The organism is Hymenobacter jejuensis (assembly GCF_006337165.1).
Classification (GTDB): domain Bacteria; phylum Bacteroidota; class Bacteroidia; order Cytophagales; family Hymenobacteraceae; genus Hymenobacter; species Hymenobacter jejuensis.
Window position 1 is genome coordinate 4,816,740 of sequence record NZ_CP040896.1, and the last position, 15,058, is coordinate 4,831,797.

Genomic DNA, 15,058 nt, shown 5'->3' on the forward strand with positions numbered 1-15,058 from the left:
AAACAGCTTCTTTCGAGGTTGAACTAACCGAATTGTGGTTGTTTCGCCTGCACGAATTATTACCTCTGTCCGATCATCGGCAGCCGTAATTTTAGTCCTTCCCCAAACTGAACTGCAACCTGCCAGCCGCTTTGAAACGTACACTGCGGCCAAGGCAGATACTAACCGAGCCGTATCTTCGCGACGGTACCCTTCTACGACATTCTTCAACCATTCACTTTTATCTGCCCTCACCCGGCCATGAAACAATACGACGACCTCGACGACGATTTCCTCGACGATGAAGACGAGCTGGATACCTTCGCTCAGAAAGGAGGCCGCAAAAGCAGCGGTAGCCCCGAAGAACGCCTCAGTGCCAAGTACGCCGACTACCTGATGTGGCGCGACACGGGTTCTTCGCACGACGAAGCGCTTGACCTTGCCAGCATGACGGAGGAAGAATACACCACGGCCGAAGCCGCCGAAGATCCGGATGGCAGCAGCGGCTTCTCCAGCTTCGGCGACGATGATCTGGATGACCTCGCTGACGACGATGACGACGATGCCTACAGCAGCCGCTCACGCGGCCGGAGCCGTGGCCGTGACGATGACGATGACTACTAACCGGCGTTAGCGCCCAACAAAAAACCCCGGCTACATGTAGCCGGGGTTTTTTGTTGGGTATGGCTCTTTGTGTTAGCTCTTGGAGCCACCAAATACGCGGCGAAGCAACTCCGTGGTACGGGCGACGGGGTTCTCCCGGATATTCGCTTCTTCTTGGGCCACCAAGGTAAATAACCCATCGATGGCTTTGCCGGTGGCATAGCTATTCAGGTCGGTGTTGACGGGCTTGACCAACGGAATCTGGTTGTAGCGCATGGTCAGGTCGGTGTAGTAGCGCGTGGCGTTTACTTTGTCGAGTGATTGCTGAATGATGGGCTTGAAAGCCGTGGTAAGCTGCTGGCTGGTGGTCCGTTTGAGGTAATTCGTGGCCGCGTCTTTCTCACCCGTCAGAATTCCCCATACATCCTTGAAAGTCAAGGCTTTGATGGCCGAGATAAAAATAGGCTTTGCGCTCTTGGCAGCATCCTCGGCGCCGCGGTTCAGCGATAACTCAAACCGGTCGACCTGCGAGCCTAACCCTATGGTCCGCAAGGTGTTAGCTACGCGCTGAGCATCAGGCGGAAACGGAATGCGGATGAGCTTGTTCAGGTAAAAGCCATCCTGCTGCGATGCCTGATCGGTGCCTTTGCTGATGCCTTGAGTAAGGGCTTCTTTCAGGCCGCGAGCGGCTTCGTCTTGGCTAACCGAACTGCCGGGAGTGGTAGTTGTGCTGGGAATTGGGAGCTTGATGTTCCCGATTTTGGGCAGCTTGAAAACCTGAGCCGATGCAGAAAGCTGAAGGCCCAAGACCAGGGCGAAAGGCAAGAAATAGTGAATCTTTTTCATAACTCGGGGCGGCAAATACGTAACGGCCATGCGGGCCGATGCCGCTACTTAGGCATAAACCGGACCAAAACAAACACGTTTTAGTTTCTATTCCACCCAACATGCAGCAGGTACCTAACGCAGAAATAATTACCATCGGCGACGAATTGCTTTACGGACAGGTCGTGGATACCAACTCCGCTTTTATGGGCCAGGAGCTTGGCAAGATCGGTCTGCGCGTGCGCCAAATAACGAGCGTATCGGATCGGGCTGCTGAAATCGTGCTGGCCCTCGACGCAGCCCGCGAACGCGCTGACGTGGTACTGATTACGGGTGGCCTCGGCCCTACCAAAGACGACCTTACCAAGAATATTCTGACGGAGTACTTTCGGACTGAACTGGTGCTCAATGAACCATCTTTGCGCGATGTGGAGGCTATTTTTGCCCGCTTCAACCGGCCAATGCTGGAAGTAAACCGCCAGCAAGCCTATTTGCCGGCCAGCTGCACGCCCATCCGCAATGCCATGGGTACGGCGCCGGGCATGTGGTTTGAAGACCGAGGTACGGTGTTTGTGTCGATGCCCGGCGTGCCGTTTGAGATGAAGCGCATGATGACCGACATCGTGCTGCCCAAGCTGAAGGAGCATTTCCAAACGCCCGCCATCGAACACCTTGTTATCCAGACGGCCGGCTTAGGAGAATCGTTTTTGGCCGAGCAGATTGCCGACTGGGAAGATGCACTCCCACCCAATATGAAGCTGGCCTACCTGCCTTCGCTAGGCAACGTGCGCCTGCGCCTCACCGGCACCGATGACGGCCAGCCCAACCTCCGCGCTCGCATGGAAGCCCTGCTGCCTGCGTTGCGCGAGCGCATCGGAGCGTACATTTTTGCTGAGGAAGACATCCCGCTGGAAGAAGCCATTGGCCGCTTGCTAACCGAGCGCGGCCTCACCATCGGGACGGCCGAAAGCTGCACGGGCGGTTTTGTAGCACATAAGCTGACGAGTGTAGCAGGTAGCTCACGCTATTTTCTGGGCAGTGTTATCGCTTATGATAACCAAATCAAAATCAAACAATTATCGGTAAGCACCGAAACTCTTGCTTTACATGGCGCGGTGAGCGAAGAGACTGTTCGGGAAATGGCAGAAGGTGCCCGCAAGAACTTGGGCGTCGACGTAGCCATTGCTACCAGTGGTATTGCCGGGCCCGACGGCGGCACCCCAGACAAGCCGGTTGGCACTATCTGCATTGCTTATGCCGACGCACACCAAACCGTAAGCCGGCGGTTCTCTTTCAACCGCGGCCGCCAGATCAATATCGAGTATACCACAACGGCCGTGCTTAACCTGCTGCGCTTGAGCCTGCCCCCGGTTCAGTAACCAAACTCCAGTTTGGGAAGTCCTGATTCCTGTGGTGAGCGTGAGCGAAACCTTACGCTACACGGGCAAAAGCGCTACCTTTGATTCGGTTTTGGACAACCCCACCCCTTGTTATGAGTTGTCCAGAGCTAGCTGTCTGACCTTCAACACCCAACAAATCAACCCCCGAAAATCTGCATGGCACGAGTGGAAATGGTGATGCCCAAAATGGGCGAAAGCATTATGGAAGGCACCGTCCTGAAATGGCTCAAACAAGTAGGCGACCCCATTGAGCAGGACGAGTCCGTACTGGAAGTGGCTACCGATAAAGTAGATACCGAAGTACCCGCCTTGCACGCCGGCGTCTTGCAGGAAATTCTGGTACAGGAAGGCCAAGTAGTCGCCGTAGGGGCTCCTATAGCCGTCATCGAAACCGATGCTGCTGCGGCCGCTTCAACGGCACCTGCTGCCACGCCCGCTACGCCACAGGCAACTCCCGCCCCCGCCCTCAACGGAGCGGAAGTACCCTACCTGCCCGAGCCCCACGACCCACAGAGCAATGTGCGGCTTGGCGTGGCTCAGCCGGGCCGCTTCTATTCGCCCCTGGTGCTGAGCATCGCTCGGGAAGAAGGCATTTCAATGGCGGACCTCGAACGCTTGCCCGGCACCGGCAAAGAAGGCCGCGTCACGAAGAAAGATATCCTCGATTTTGTGGCGGGCGGCAAGCAGAGTGAAGCAACGCCCCAGACTAATTCACAAACATCTGATAATCAATTCATTACAGAAAAAACCCCATCCGCACCTGCTCAGCCTTCTCAGGTGCCGCAAGTACAAGTTGCTTCAGTGGCAGCGCCGGCCCAGGCAGTAGCGGCGGCTTCCAAACCGGCGCCGTCGGTAAGCGGCAATGACGAGCTGATCGAAATGGACCGCATGCGCAAAATGATCGCGCAGCGCATGGTCGACAGCAAGCGCATTTCGCCGCACGTGACCTCGTTTGTAGAAGCCGACGTGACCGAAATCGTGAACTGGCGCAACAAACACAAGGACGCCTACAAAAAGCGCGAGGGCGAGAACCTGACCTTTACGCCCATTCTGATTCAGGCAATTGCGCGGGCCATTCAGGATTTCCCCAACATCAACGTGTCGGTCGAAGGCGATTACATCATCAAGAAGCGCGACATCAACATTGGTTTGGCCGTGGCGCTGCCTTCCGGCAACCTGATTGTGCCCGTCATTCACAAAGCCGACCAGCTTAACCTCAACGGGCTGAGCAAGAAGGTAAATGACCTCGCCAACCGCGCTCGTATCAACAAACTCACTCCCGGCGATCTGGAAGGCGGCACATACACCGTGTCGAACGTGGGCTCGTTTGGCAACGTGATGGGCACTCCTATCATCATGCAGCCACAGGTAGCCATCATGGCCCTCGGCGCGATCAAGAAGAAGCCCGCTGTGATCGAAACTCCACAAGGCGATCTGATCGGGATTCGACACTTCATGTTCCTGTCGCACTCCTACGATCACCGCGTAGTAGACGGCTCGTTGGGCGGAATGTTCGTACGCCGGGTAGCCGATTACCTAGAGCAGTTTGACCCAAATACGGTCATTTAATCTTCTATTTTCAGCAAGCATTTTATATAAATAAGCCCGTCAATCAGATGGGCTTATTTATTTCATAATCAAGTCGTTATGAAGAACATCATTTCATTAATCGCGCTGGTCATTTCCTTGGGCCTGATCCTATATCTCTACCAGCGACTGTCGGCTACCGAAGAGGCGTTGAAGCTGGCCGAGAAGCGATTCGCCGATTGTGAGCAAGTGAGCTTTCAGTTGCAAAACCAGCTTACCGGCCGCACCCGCGGCGTCACTCCCGATAGCCTGCGCGACGAGTAAAGCGGGGCTTTTCTCAGCTACGCAAAAAGCCCGGCGCCTTTCGGCACCGGGCTTTTTGATGACCTTCTCGGCTGTTTTTACAACGCCGCTAAGCTTTGCTCTAACGCAGCAATTTTAGCTTCGGCGTCGGCTTGCTTTTGGCGCTCGCGCTCGATAACGTCGGGCTTGGCGTTTTGCACAAACTTCTCATTGCTGAGCTTTTTCAGCACCGAATCGCGGAATCCTTGCGCATACTCGATTTCCTTTTGCAGGCGTGCCCGTTCGGCATCGAGGTCAATGTGGCCTTCCAGTGGGATGAAGAACTCACTGCCCCCTTGCACAAAGCTCACCGCGGCCGCTGGGCCAGCTTCCACAAAGCTTAGCTCGCTCACGTTCGCCAGCTTACGAATCACAGACTCGTAGGCAGTCAATAATTCGGGCTCATCGGTTTTGGCAGCTAACGTCAGGGCTTTGCTGGGGCCGATGTTCTTCTGGTTGCGCACGTTGCGCACGCCGGCCACAATGTCCAGCACTTTTCCCATGCGGTCCAGAATGTCGGTGGCACCGGCTACCGGCTGCGCTTTTGGCCACGGCGCTACGCACACGTAGTCTTTGGGGCCACGCTCCGCCAATTCATGCCAGATCTCTTCGGTGATGAAAGGCATGAAGGGATGCAGCAGCTTCAACAGCGTTTCGAGGTAACCTGTAGTATACTTAAGCGTCTCGGCATCAATGGGTTGCTGATAAGCCGGTTTTACCATTTCCAGGTATACCGAGCAAAAGTCGTCCCACACCAGCTTGTACACCGTCATGAGCGCATCCGACATGCGGAACTTCGCGAAGTGTTCGTCGAGCTCCGTGAGTGTCGTTTGCAGCTTCGCACCAAACCATTCCACGGCCTTTTCACTCGCAAATGGCAGTTCTGAGTTCACTTCCCAGCCTTGCGTGAGGCGGAAGGCGTTCCAGAGCTTGTTGCTGAAGTTGCGGCCCTGCTCCACGAGTTTGATATCGAACAGCAAGTCGTTGCCGGCCGGTGAGGAGAACAGCATGCCCGTGCGTACGCCGTCGGCGCCGTACTCGGCAATGAGGTCGAGCGGGTCGGGAGAGTTGCCGAGCTGTTTGCTCATTTTTCGCCCTTGCGTATCGCGCACAATACCAGTCAGATACACATTACGAAACGGCACCTCACGCCGGTATTCCAAGCCGGCCATGATCATGCGAGCCACCCAGAAAAACAAGATTTCGGGGGCTGTTACGAGGTCATCGGTCGGGTAGAAATAATTGATATCGGGGTTGTCGGGGTCTTTAAAGCCGTCGAACACCGAAATCGGCCACAGCCACGACGAAAACCACGTATCCAGCACGTCCTCGTCCTGGCGCAGATCGGCGCGGGTAAGCTGCTCGTTACCAGCCTTTTCCTTGGCTAGCTTAAGCGCTTCGCCTTCATTTAGCGCCACCACAAACGAGCCGTCGGGCAGGTACCACGCCGGAATGCGCTGGCCCCACCACAGCTGCCGCGAAATGCACCAGTCACGGATGTTTTCCATCCACACCCGGTACATGTTCTTGAACTTAGGCGGGTGCAGCTTAATTTCATCTGTTTCAACGACTTCCAGCGCCTTCTTGGCCATCTCGTCCATCTTGCAGAACCACTGCAACGACAGGCGGGGCTCAATCACGGCGCCGGTGCGCTCGGAGGTTTGCAGCACGCTGGCGTAGTCCTCAATCTTGTCGAGCAAGCCCGCTTGCTGCAAGTCCTTCGCAATCTGTTTGCGCGCGGCAAAGCGATCCTGCCCGACGTAGAGTACAGCCTTTTCGCTCAGCGTACCGTCGTCGTTCAGAATGTCGATTACAGGCAGATTGTGCTTCACGCCCAGCTCGTAGTCGTTCAGGTCGTGCGCAGGTGTTACCTTCAGGCCGCCCGTACCAAAGTCCATGGCCACGTACTCGTCGGTGATCACGGGGATCTCACGACCGAGCAGCGGGATGCGCACTTTTTGGCCGTGCAAGTGCTTGTAGCGCTCGTCGTTGGGGTTTACGGCTACGGCCACGTCGGCCATAATCGTTTCCGGGCGCGAAGTAGCTACCGTAATAAACTGCCCGTCCTGCCCCACTACTTCGTAGCGCAGGTAATACATCTTGGCCGTGGTTTCCTTGGCGACTACCTCTTCATCGGAAATAGCAGTGCGCCCTTGCGGGTCCCAGTTCACCATGCGTACGCCCCTGTAGATCTGGCCTTTACGGTACAGGTCCACGAAAACGCGCAGTACCGCTTCGGTCATTTCGGGCTCCATTGTGAAGCGCGTGCGGTCCCAGTCGCAGGAGGCACCGAGCTTCTTGAGTTGCTCCAGAATAATGCCGCCGTACTTTTCCTTCCATTCCCAGGCATGTTCCAAGAACTGCTCACGGGTGAGGTCGCGCTTTTCGATGCCTTTTTCCTTCAGCAAGGCTACTACTTTGGCTTCGGTGGCAATGGAGGCGTGGTCGGTGCCGGGCACCCAGCAGGCTTCTTTGCCCTGCATGCGGGCACGGCGCACCAGTACGTCCTGGATGGTATTGTTGAGCATGTGGCCCATGTGCAGCACGCCCGTCACGTTGGGCGGCGGAATGACCACAGAATAAGCAGGTTTGCGCGGGTTGGGCTTGGCTTTGAAGAAGCCCTGCTCCTGCCAGCGTTGGTACCATTTGGCCTCTACGTCGGCGGGAGTGTAGGTTTTGGCGATGGACATCGACAGAGAAAATCGGTTCGGAATAAGAACAAAAGTAGGCATTTCAGGCGGTTAGCCCGAAATGCCGGCTGGCAGCAAGCGCACCTGACAAGGCCCGCCTACAAAAAAACCCGCTCCTAGAAGCGGGTTTTCATAACTAATTGATCATCAAATAGTTATACAGCTTCTGCATGGAGCCATTCTTTTTTCTTCATGAGCTCGTCCTGCGACTCACGGTAATCCGGGTCATCGACGCAGCAATCCACGGGGCAGACGGCGGCGCATTGGGGCTCTTCGTGGAAACCCACGCATTCGGTGCATTTGTCGGATACGATGTAGTAATACTCGTCCGAAACCGGGGTTTGGGGAGCAGTGCCCGATACCACTTCACCGCCATCGACTTCCACCTCCTTTAGCGCTGTGCCATCGGCCCAGCGCCACTGCGCGCCACCCTCGTAAATTGCGTTGTTAGGACATTCCGGTTCGCAGGCACCACAGTTGATGCACTCGTCGGTTATCATGATGGCCATTGCCGTTCCTCCTTATTTGTATTGTAAACTTCTTTTTCTCTGAACTTTAGGTCACTTGCGCCCGAAGACAACCGGCAACACTAGGCAAAAGTAGAAACTAACCTGTACTCTTGCGAGTTTTTTGCTGTCTACGACAACTTCCTTATGACATATTCCGAACGTGTTGCCGCTTTTGTGGCGTTGGGCCAGCGCCTCCGTCAGCTTTCCAGCGACGAAATTGCCGTGCTTAGCGCCCAAGCCCGCAACGCCAACGCTTGGTTCGACCAACCAAACGTTACTGCAGCTTTAAACGGCATTGCTCACCTTTTGGATGAGGAGCCCCTGCGCCATTGGTCGGGGCGCTACCCTACCGAGCCCACCACGCCCCGTACAGTGGGCGTCGTGATGGCCGGCAACATTCCGCTGGTAGGCTTCCACGATCTGCTCTGCGTGCTGATCAGCGGGCATACGCTGCTGGCCAAGCCCAGCAAAGACGACCGCCTGCTCATGCGCTGGGTGGCCGACGAATTAATCAAAATAGAACCGCGCTTTGCCGAGCGCCTGCAATTTGAGGAGCGCCTCAACGCTGCCGACGCCTACATCGCCACGGGCTCCGACAATACGGCTCGCTACTTCGAGTATTATTTCGCCAAAAAGCCCCATATCATCCGGCGCAACCGTACCAGCATCGCCGTGCTCACGGGCCACGAAACGCCCCACGACCTGGGCCTGTTGGGGGCCGATATCTTCCGGTATTATGGGCTGGGTTGCCGCAACGTTTCCAAAATGTATGTGCCTGTCGGATACCAGTTTACCGACTTGTTGGATTCTCTGGAGCCGTGGCATTCGGTGCTCGACCATCACAAATACAACAACAACTACGACTACAACAAAAGCATCCTGTTGGTTAACCGGGTGCCGCATTTCGACTCTGGGTTTCTGTTGCTGACCGAAAGCCCGCAGCTCGTTTCTCCGATTTCGGTGGTGCATTACGCCGCGTACAAAAACGAAGTCCACTTGGTCGATCAGCTCACCGACATTGCCGAACAGACGCAGTGCATCGTGTCGTCGGGCGGGCTCTATCCGGGCAGTTTTCCGTTTGGACGGGCCCAAACTCCGGCCGTCAGCGATTACGCCGATGGCATTGACACCATGGCCTTCCTGGCAGAATTGGCGTAAAACAGACCGATAGCCCAGCTTCTCACGCGTTCTTCATGGGGCGAAGATATTTTCCAGAAATAATTGTTGTACTGCTGAACGACTTCAGCCAATCTCTATCATGGAACCTGATCTGCAAACTGTAGAAACCATTGAGAAAGAAGCGATTCCGAATCTGCACTTTCCCGCATACGATGTCTTAGCCAAACCCGAAGCCCGTATCCAGCGCCGCCACGACGCCGAGCGCGCTGCTACGCTTGGCAATGCCTACCACGGCAAACTGGATATCTACTTCCAAACTGCCGATGGCGCCACCAAGCGCGTGTACACCAGCGTATGGGCCGCGCACGAAGAATACCTTACCCTCAAGTCAGGCATTACGCTCCCGCTACGAGCCGTAACCCGCTTCGACTTCTACTAGGCTAAGCATTTAATAATCAATTACTGTCAACCAAAAAGACTCGTTGGCCTTGCAGCATGTGCAAGGCCAACGAGTCTTTTTGGTTGAAAGCGGTGATTAGGCTCTGTCCAAAGCCTTCATGATTAAGCTATTGACTGCTTCCTCGGCATTCGTGGCGAACTCCCCAGTGGCGCGGTTGGCTACGATGGCATTGAGCGACACTACATCGTGCCCCAGCATGCGGCCAAGAGCATAATAACCAGCAGTTTCCATCTCGAAGTTGGTCAGCCGAAACTCACCTTCAGCGCTCTGGTAGCGAAAATTCTGGAACTGACTGATCAGATCGGACTGACGCAGGTCGAGGCGCAGCACGCGGCCTTGCGGACCGTAAAAACCGGGACAAGTAAGTGTGTTGCCAACCAGCATGCCGGCGCCCAACTGCTCGCGCAGCAAATCGGAGCCGCGGACGCAGTACGGCCGGTAATCGAGCTTCAGGGCTTGCTGCACGCCGGCCCCAACTTCTACTTCTAGCCCCGTTTCCACGAGCGGATAAAACTGCATCAGCGAATCCAGGCCCACGGCGTGCTCGGTCACTAGGTGCGAACCCAACGGAATATCAGCCTGCAACGCGCCGCTAGTACCCACCCGAATAATGCGCAGCGTGATGCGTTCTTCCAGCGGCCGGGCCTCGCGGGTCACGAAGTCGATGTTGACTAGGGCATCCAGCTCATTGAGCAGAATATCAATGTTATCGGTGCCCATGCCGGTCGAAATCACTGTGAGGCGCTTGCCTTTGTAGTAGCCGACGTGGGTGACAAATTCGCGCTTATGAATCTGCGTTTCGATGGAGTCGAAGTGCTGGCTGACGAGCGGCACACGCTCCGGGTCGCCCACCGTGATGATGGTATCGGAAATATGGTCGGGCAGGAGGTTGAGGTGGTAAATACTGCCGTCGCGGTTGAGTATCAGCTCCGATTCGGGGATGGCGGCCATGGGCGTAAAAAGTAAGGGTGAAGGGGTAAAAATCAGGAATTAGACCGGGCTTCCCAAGGGCAGTGCTAATTCTGTACGCAAACAAAAACGCGGGCTTCGATCAAGCCGTCGGGTTTTGCTCCCTAAACGGCTAATCGAAGCCCGCGTTACTTCCTGATTCTTAGCCCGCTACCGGCGGCCGATACGAAAGCAGCCCCTGCACGGGATTGTAGTTGTTGCTGGACTTAGGATAAGCGCCGGTGCCGTCGTAAGGTCGCTTTTCGGGGTGTTCCCGACACGTAACCGAGCAGGCGCCGTCGAGTTGCTGTCCGCACGTTTCGCACATCGCGACGTGCGCGTTGCAATGCGGATTGGCACAGTTTACCATGCGGTCAGAAGGCGTGCCGCAGTGGTAGCACTGCGAAATCACTGTCGGATTGATACGGTTCACGTCCACGGTTACGCGGTTGTCGAACACGTAGCATTTGCCATCAAAATCTTCCCCACCGGTTTCGAGGCCGTATTTGATGATGCCGCCGTGCAGTTGGTAAACGTTCTCGAAACCCTGCTCCAACAGGTAAGCGCTGGCTTTTTCGCACTTCACCCCGCCCGTGCAGTACGTCACGATCTTCTTGTCCTTGAACTCACGCAGGCGCTCGACGCGCTCCGGGAAATCGCGGAAGTTCTCAATGTCGAGCGTAACGGCATTTTTGAAGCGGCCCACGTTGTATTCGTAGTCCGAGCGCACATCGACGAGTACTACATCGTCGCGGTCTTTGAGCTCTTTAAACTCCTGCGGCGATACATGTTGCCCAGTTTTTTCGTGGGGCTTCACGTGGTGCAGGCTGCTGTGCACGATCTCGGGCTTTACGCGCACGTGCAGCTTCTGGAACGTGTGCTCTGGGGCCTCATCGACTTTAAACTCCAACGCTGCAAACCGCGGGTCGGCTTTCACCACGCGCATATATTCCTCGCAGTCAGCCACTAAGCCCGACACTGTGCCGTTCAGGCCTTCGTGCGCCACAATGATGCGCCCCCGCAGGTTCAGGGCCAGACACAAGCGGTGATGCTCTTCCCGAAACGCCTCCACATCATCGATGGGCGAATAGCAGTAGTACAGTAAAACGAGGTAGTCCATTTTAATAGAAATAAGAGTTGAGAGGCACGAGGTAATTTAGCTTCACTACATCTACTTGGTTATCAAATAGATATAAACTGCAATCACTCCATATCTCTCCAAACCAAGGTCTAAATTTTTGCGGCCGGATTACCAAAAACGGTCTGGTTGGCAGGCACATCGGCTACCACAACCGAACCGGCACCTACACGGGCTTTGGCTCCAATCTTGACGCCGGCTACCACCACAGCCCCCGGCCCGATGAAGGCGCCTTCGCCTACCAGCACGTCGGCATTGATAATAGCGCCGGCGCCAACTTGCACATAATCAGAAAGTTCTGCTTTTACATCCACTACGGCATTGGGCCCGATCAGGCAGCCGTCGCCGAGTTTGGCATTGCTGGCGACTATGGCTCCGGCACTAATCAGGTTGCCGTGACCCAGCCATGCGTGCTCAGACACGCTGCCGCGAGCATGAATGGAATTGACGGGGGCAACTTGGTATTCCTCGCGCAGCATGTTGGTGAGGCTGCGGCGGCTAGCCGAATCTTCGGTCGCAACGAATACTTCGCATTTTTTGCCGAGCAGCTTCAGCAGCTGTTTATCCTCGGTATTGCCCATCACGGGCACGTTGTTGAGTTCGGTATTCTGGAGCTTGGCGTCGTCATCGAGCAGGCAGTATACGACTACATCGTTGCTGGTGAACGCGTCTAAAGCAGTGATACCCAGCGATTGGGCACCCAGAATGATTACGGGATTTTCCATAGAAAACTAAAGAGCAGCCAGAAAGTGGCCGTGCGGATCGAAACAACAAAGTTACACCCCCAGACGACGGGCGCCAAGCGAGGGTTCCTTTATGTCGTGTGAGGTGCTTGGCAGCAAGCGGCGGAGCCAGCGGGCTACGTACTCATTTTGCAGTAATAACAGCACCAAGTACGGCAGCATCGCCACCCGGTAGCGGTTGAGCGTGCCCAGGTTGGGCGTGCTTAAGCCCAACAACACTGCCAGCACGAAGCTATAAAAGACCAATGCCAGCACCAGGGCAAATGGCAATACGCCGGCTCGTTGGCGCGGCAATGCTCCCAAAGCTATCGCTACCAAGGCCAGCAAAAACAGGTTTTCCAGTCCTGCCCATACATATACACCCCGCATTTCTTCCCAGGGCAACGGCCGCGCTAAGGTGCTAAAAACCGCTTTCGGCGCGTTCCAGGCAATGCTCTGCCAGGTCGGGGCCAGATCATCGTACTCGATGTGCGGGCGATAGTGCGAAACGGCCAACAGGTCGGAGTAATTACGAATCAGTTGGCTGGTAAACTTATTGAATCGGAAAACGGGGCTGATTTCGCTGGCCGTCCAGGTGCCCAGCAACATCAGCCCGGCAAAAAGCACAAGTTGCAAGCCGCGAGCCGGCCCGAGGCCCATGCGCTGTACTATTCGGTTGAGCGTCACTCCTACCAAAGCGCCGAGCAGTACCACCGCGAAGAAAAACCGCATCTTGAAATGCAGCGCGGTCAGCACCAGCAGGCCCACAACGGTAAGTACCCGCGGCCGCTTGCCGGCGTACAGCCACCCCAACACGATCGCGGTGAGCCACGCGCCACTCCCCACCAGCAAACTTTCTTTGGTGATTCCTGAAGTCCAGTAAACCGTAGTCGGCCAGACCAAAAAGCTGATCGCGCCCGCTAATGCCGCCACGCTGGAAAATGCTTGTTGCAGCACCCGCACCAATTTCCAAAAGCCTATAAAGCTGAACAGCGACAAGTACACACCATTGAGCAGGGCGTTCCCCAACGAGGCCAGATTCAGCAACGACAGGATTTTGATGAAGAAAAACGTATTGGAAAAGCCGTGAAACAATAAGCTAGAGCCGCGGTAGCGGAATGTTTCGCTCACGGCCGTGTGCAGCCAAGCTTTCGGTGCAGCCCTGAGCTGTTGCGTGAGCAAACCAGCCCACTCCAAAAAGTATTGCGCATCCCCACTCAAAAACCACCGCACCGACAACCAACAGGCCACTAGTTTGAGAGCCAACAGCGGCAGAACCAGCTTACCAAGGCCAACCATGTGCATCTGGCGCCGGAGCCAAATGCTCAACGCCAGTAAAATACTCAGGTTCAGCGCAATGGCTACAAGTATGTTCACCGCACTACTACGTTACGTTGCAGGATTCGGCTCCCGATGGCGCACTGCAAGCAACGCCTGGGCGCGCAATACCCTCGTTGCAAAGCTAGCAACCCCTGCGAGTCGGCGGCGGTACGATGCTCGAACCCCAATGCATCATAGACGTCAGTTAGGTGGTTGTGCTCGGCCGGCAATTGTTCCAGCAACGCCAACGCCTGCTCGACCAGCTCGCTTTGTCCTGTGTAGCGGGCGTACGCAACGCGCAGAGGCACAACTACATTAGTAATCAGCAAGTGCGCGCTGCTACGGCCAAGGGCCGGTACTTTGCCGGCTTTCCCAGGGCGGTAGTGATGGCGCCAATACTCCGAAACCGGTGCCATAAAAAACTGCTCTAACGCCAGCGTATCCGTAGCGGTCAGCAAGGCATCGAAAAGCGCTGGGCGCGCATGCAATACGGCGGCCAATTGAGCAAGCCGGACGGGCGGAAAATTAGCAGGCCGCAGCCTCAGGAAATTCCAGTCGTGGGGCTTGAGGGCCGTAGCCGACAGGTTGTACTTATGACTCAAGAAACTGTATTCGCTGCGCAATGCAGCTAAATATATATCTTCTTCATTATCAAGAACTTCCATCAAAAAACCGGCTTGCCCGAAGAGTAATGCCTCCAATTGGGGCAAGCTGTGCCGATGGCGTCGTAGTATATTGATGGGCAAGGCTTTAGCTAATCTAGCCAAGGGCTCGCTATTCTTTTTAAACCCAAAGGCCGCGGCTAACGCATGATAAGTCGTTGCTTCCCAATCGCCGTCCAGGTTTTCCTGCATCCTGCTAAGGGCCTCTCCCTTCTCCTCCACTCGCTCGAGTAGTGTACGGGCGGCCATCATGGTGCGGGTGAGTGTGGACACTTGTTCCAGCAAAGGCGCACAGGGCAACGGAGTAGCGCTTTCCAGCAACTCGCTGTAGGTCTGCAACATATGCGGGGCAATACGCGCACCAACGGCTAGCGTGGGCACCAAAGTGCCATTGGTTCGCCGCACGGGTTGATCGGCGGTATGCACCACGTGCAGCACCACTTGGTCGTATTTGAGGTCATGCTGATGCAGGTGGCGTTGCCAGTCCGAAGCCCGCAAGTGAATTTCGACGGCCCCGTTCCACTCGACTTCGCCAATCTGCAACCGGGCATTCAAAAAGTCAGGTCCGGCGTCGGAATTGCGGTAGCCGGGTCGCAGCACCGTGATGGCTTCTCCTTCCTCCGTATTCAGATTAAGCTTATCAAAATATTGATGCTGCCAGATATAATGCAGAAAATCCTCTTTCATAACGGATAAAACACTTAAAAATATCCTATTCGACGTGCTTTAGTCCGAAAATTAGGGAATCGCTTTTGCAACCCAATAGCACCGCCCACGAATAGCGCCTTGACGAGTTCAGCAACCCTCAATAACA

At 55.5% G+C, this 15,058-nt stretch carries 14 protein-coding genes; 6 read left to right on the top strand and 8 right to left on the bottom strand.

The features are described 5' to 3' along the window. The first annotated feature begins 240 nt into the window (after window positions 1-240). Window positions 241-603: a hypothetical protein gene (locus FHG12_RS19840; RefSeq protein WP_139517442.1), complete on the top strand. Its 363-nt coding sequence runs from the start codon at window positions 241-243 to the stop codon at window positions 601-603. A gap of 72 nt (window positions 604-675) precedes the next feature. On the opposite strand, the gene FHG12_RS19845 is transcribed toward FHG12_RS19840, so the two are convergent. Beyond that, a complete protein-coding gene (locus FHG12_RS19845) occupies window positions 676-1,428 on the bottom strand; it encodes a DUF4197 domain-containing protein (RefSeq protein ID WP_139517443.1) in 753 nt (250 codons plus the stop codon). 101 nt (window positions 1,429-1,529) lie between these two features. Between FHG12_RS19845 and FHG12_RS19850 the strand changes: the two genes are divergently transcribed. The 3 genes from FHG12_RS19850 to FHG12_RS19860 all read left to right on the top strand — a co-directional run bounded on the left by FHG12_RS19850 (window position 1,530) and on the right by FHG12_RS19860 (window position 4,658). Next, window positions 1,530-2,786: a competence/damage-inducible protein A gene (locus FHG12_RS19850; protein WP_139517444.1), complete on the top strand. Its 1,257-nt coding sequence runs from the start codon at window positions 1,530-1,532 to the stop codon at window positions 2,784-2,786. A 177-nt stretch (window positions 2,787-2,963) separates the two neighbouring features. Next, window positions 2,964-4,376, top strand: coding sequence for a dihydrolipoamide acetyltransferase family protein (locus FHG12_RS19855; RefSeq protein ID WP_139517445.1), 1,413 nt, complete (start codon window positions 2,964-2,966; stop codon window positions 4,374-4,376). A 78-nt stretch (window positions 4,377-4,454) separates the two neighbouring features. Then, a complete protein-coding gene (locus FHG12_RS19860; protein ID WP_139517446.1) occupies window positions 4,455-4,658 on the top strand; it encodes a hypothetical protein in 204 nt (67 codons plus the stop codon). Between the two features lie 77 nt (window positions 4,659-4,735). Here FHG12_RS19860 and FHG12_RS19865 read toward each other — a convergent pair whose 3' ends face one another. Together FHG12_RS19865 and FHG12_RS19870 are read right to left on the bottom strand one after the other, a co-directional pair. After that, window positions 4,736-7,366, bottom strand: coding sequence for a valine--tRNA ligase (locus FHG12_RS19865; RefSeq protein ID WP_139517934.1), 2,631 nt, complete (start codon window positions 7,364-7,366; stop codon window positions 4,736-4,738). 155 nt (window positions 7,367-7,521) lie between these two features. Then, a complete protein-coding gene (locus FHG12_RS19870) occupies window positions 7,522-7,875 on the bottom strand; it encodes a 4Fe-4S dicluster domain-containing protein (RefSeq protein WP_139517447.1) in 354 nt (117 codons plus the stop codon). A gap of 144 nt (window positions 7,876-8,019) precedes the next feature. Between FHG12_RS19870 and FHG12_RS19875 the strand changes: the two genes are divergently transcribed. Both FHG12_RS19875 and FHG12_RS19880 read left to right on the top strand, forming a co-directional pair. Continuing rightward, window positions 8,020-9,033: an acyl-CoA reductase gene (locus tag FHG12_RS19875; RefSeq protein ID WP_139517448.1), complete on the top strand. Its 1,014-nt coding sequence runs from the start codon at window positions 8,020-8,022 to the stop codon at window positions 9,031-9,033. A gap of 100 nt (window positions 9,034-9,133) precedes the next feature. Beyond that, complete coding sequence (locus FHG12_RS19880) at window positions 9,134-9,433, top strand: hypothetical protein (protein WP_230471212.1); 300 nt, start codon at window positions 9,134-9,136, stop codon at window positions 9,431-9,433. A gap of 96 nt (window positions 9,434-9,529) precedes the next feature. Here the strand turns inward: FHG12_RS19880 and FHG12_RS19885 are convergent, their stop codons facing one another. The 5 genes from FHG12_RS19885 to FHG12_RS19905 form a co-directional block, all read right to left on the bottom strand. After that, window positions 9,530-10,405 (bottom strand): nucleoside phosphorylase, encoded by an 876-nt coding sequence (locus tag FHG12_RS19885; RefSeq protein ID WP_139517449.1) that lies wholly within the window; start codon window positions 10,403-10,405, stop codon window positions 9,530-9,532. 160 nt (window positions 10,406-10,565) lie between these two features. After that, on the bottom strand, window positions 10,566-11,522 hold the full coding sequence (gene trhO, locus FHG12_RS19890) for an oxygen-dependent tRNA uridine(34) hydroxylase TrhO (protein ID WP_139517450.1): 957 nt from the start codon (window positions 11,520-11,522) through the stop codon (window positions 10,566-10,568). Between the two features lie 110 nt (window positions 11,523-11,632). After that, entirely contained in the window at window positions 11,633-12,265 is a 633-nt protein-coding gene (locus FHG12_RS19895) for a NeuD/PglB/VioB family sugar acetyltransferase (RefSeq protein WP_139517451.1), read from the bottom strand. Window positions 12,266-12,316: 51 nt separating this feature from the next. Continuing rightward, window positions 12,317-13,639, bottom strand: coding sequence for a hypothetical protein (locus FHG12_RS19900; protein WP_139517452.1), 1,323 nt, complete (start codon window positions 13,637-13,639; stop codon window positions 12,317-12,319). Next, window positions 13,636-14,931 carry a DUF2851 family protein gene (locus tag FHG12_RS19905; protein ID WP_139517453.1) on the bottom strand — a complete coding sequence of 432 codons (1,296 nt, stop codon included), beginning with the start codon at window positions 14,929-14,931 and terminating at the stop codon, window positions 13,636-13,638. Before FHG12_RS19905 ends, FHG12_RS19900 begins: the two co-directional genes overlap by 4 nt. Window positions 14,932-15,058: the final 127 nt, after the last annotated feature.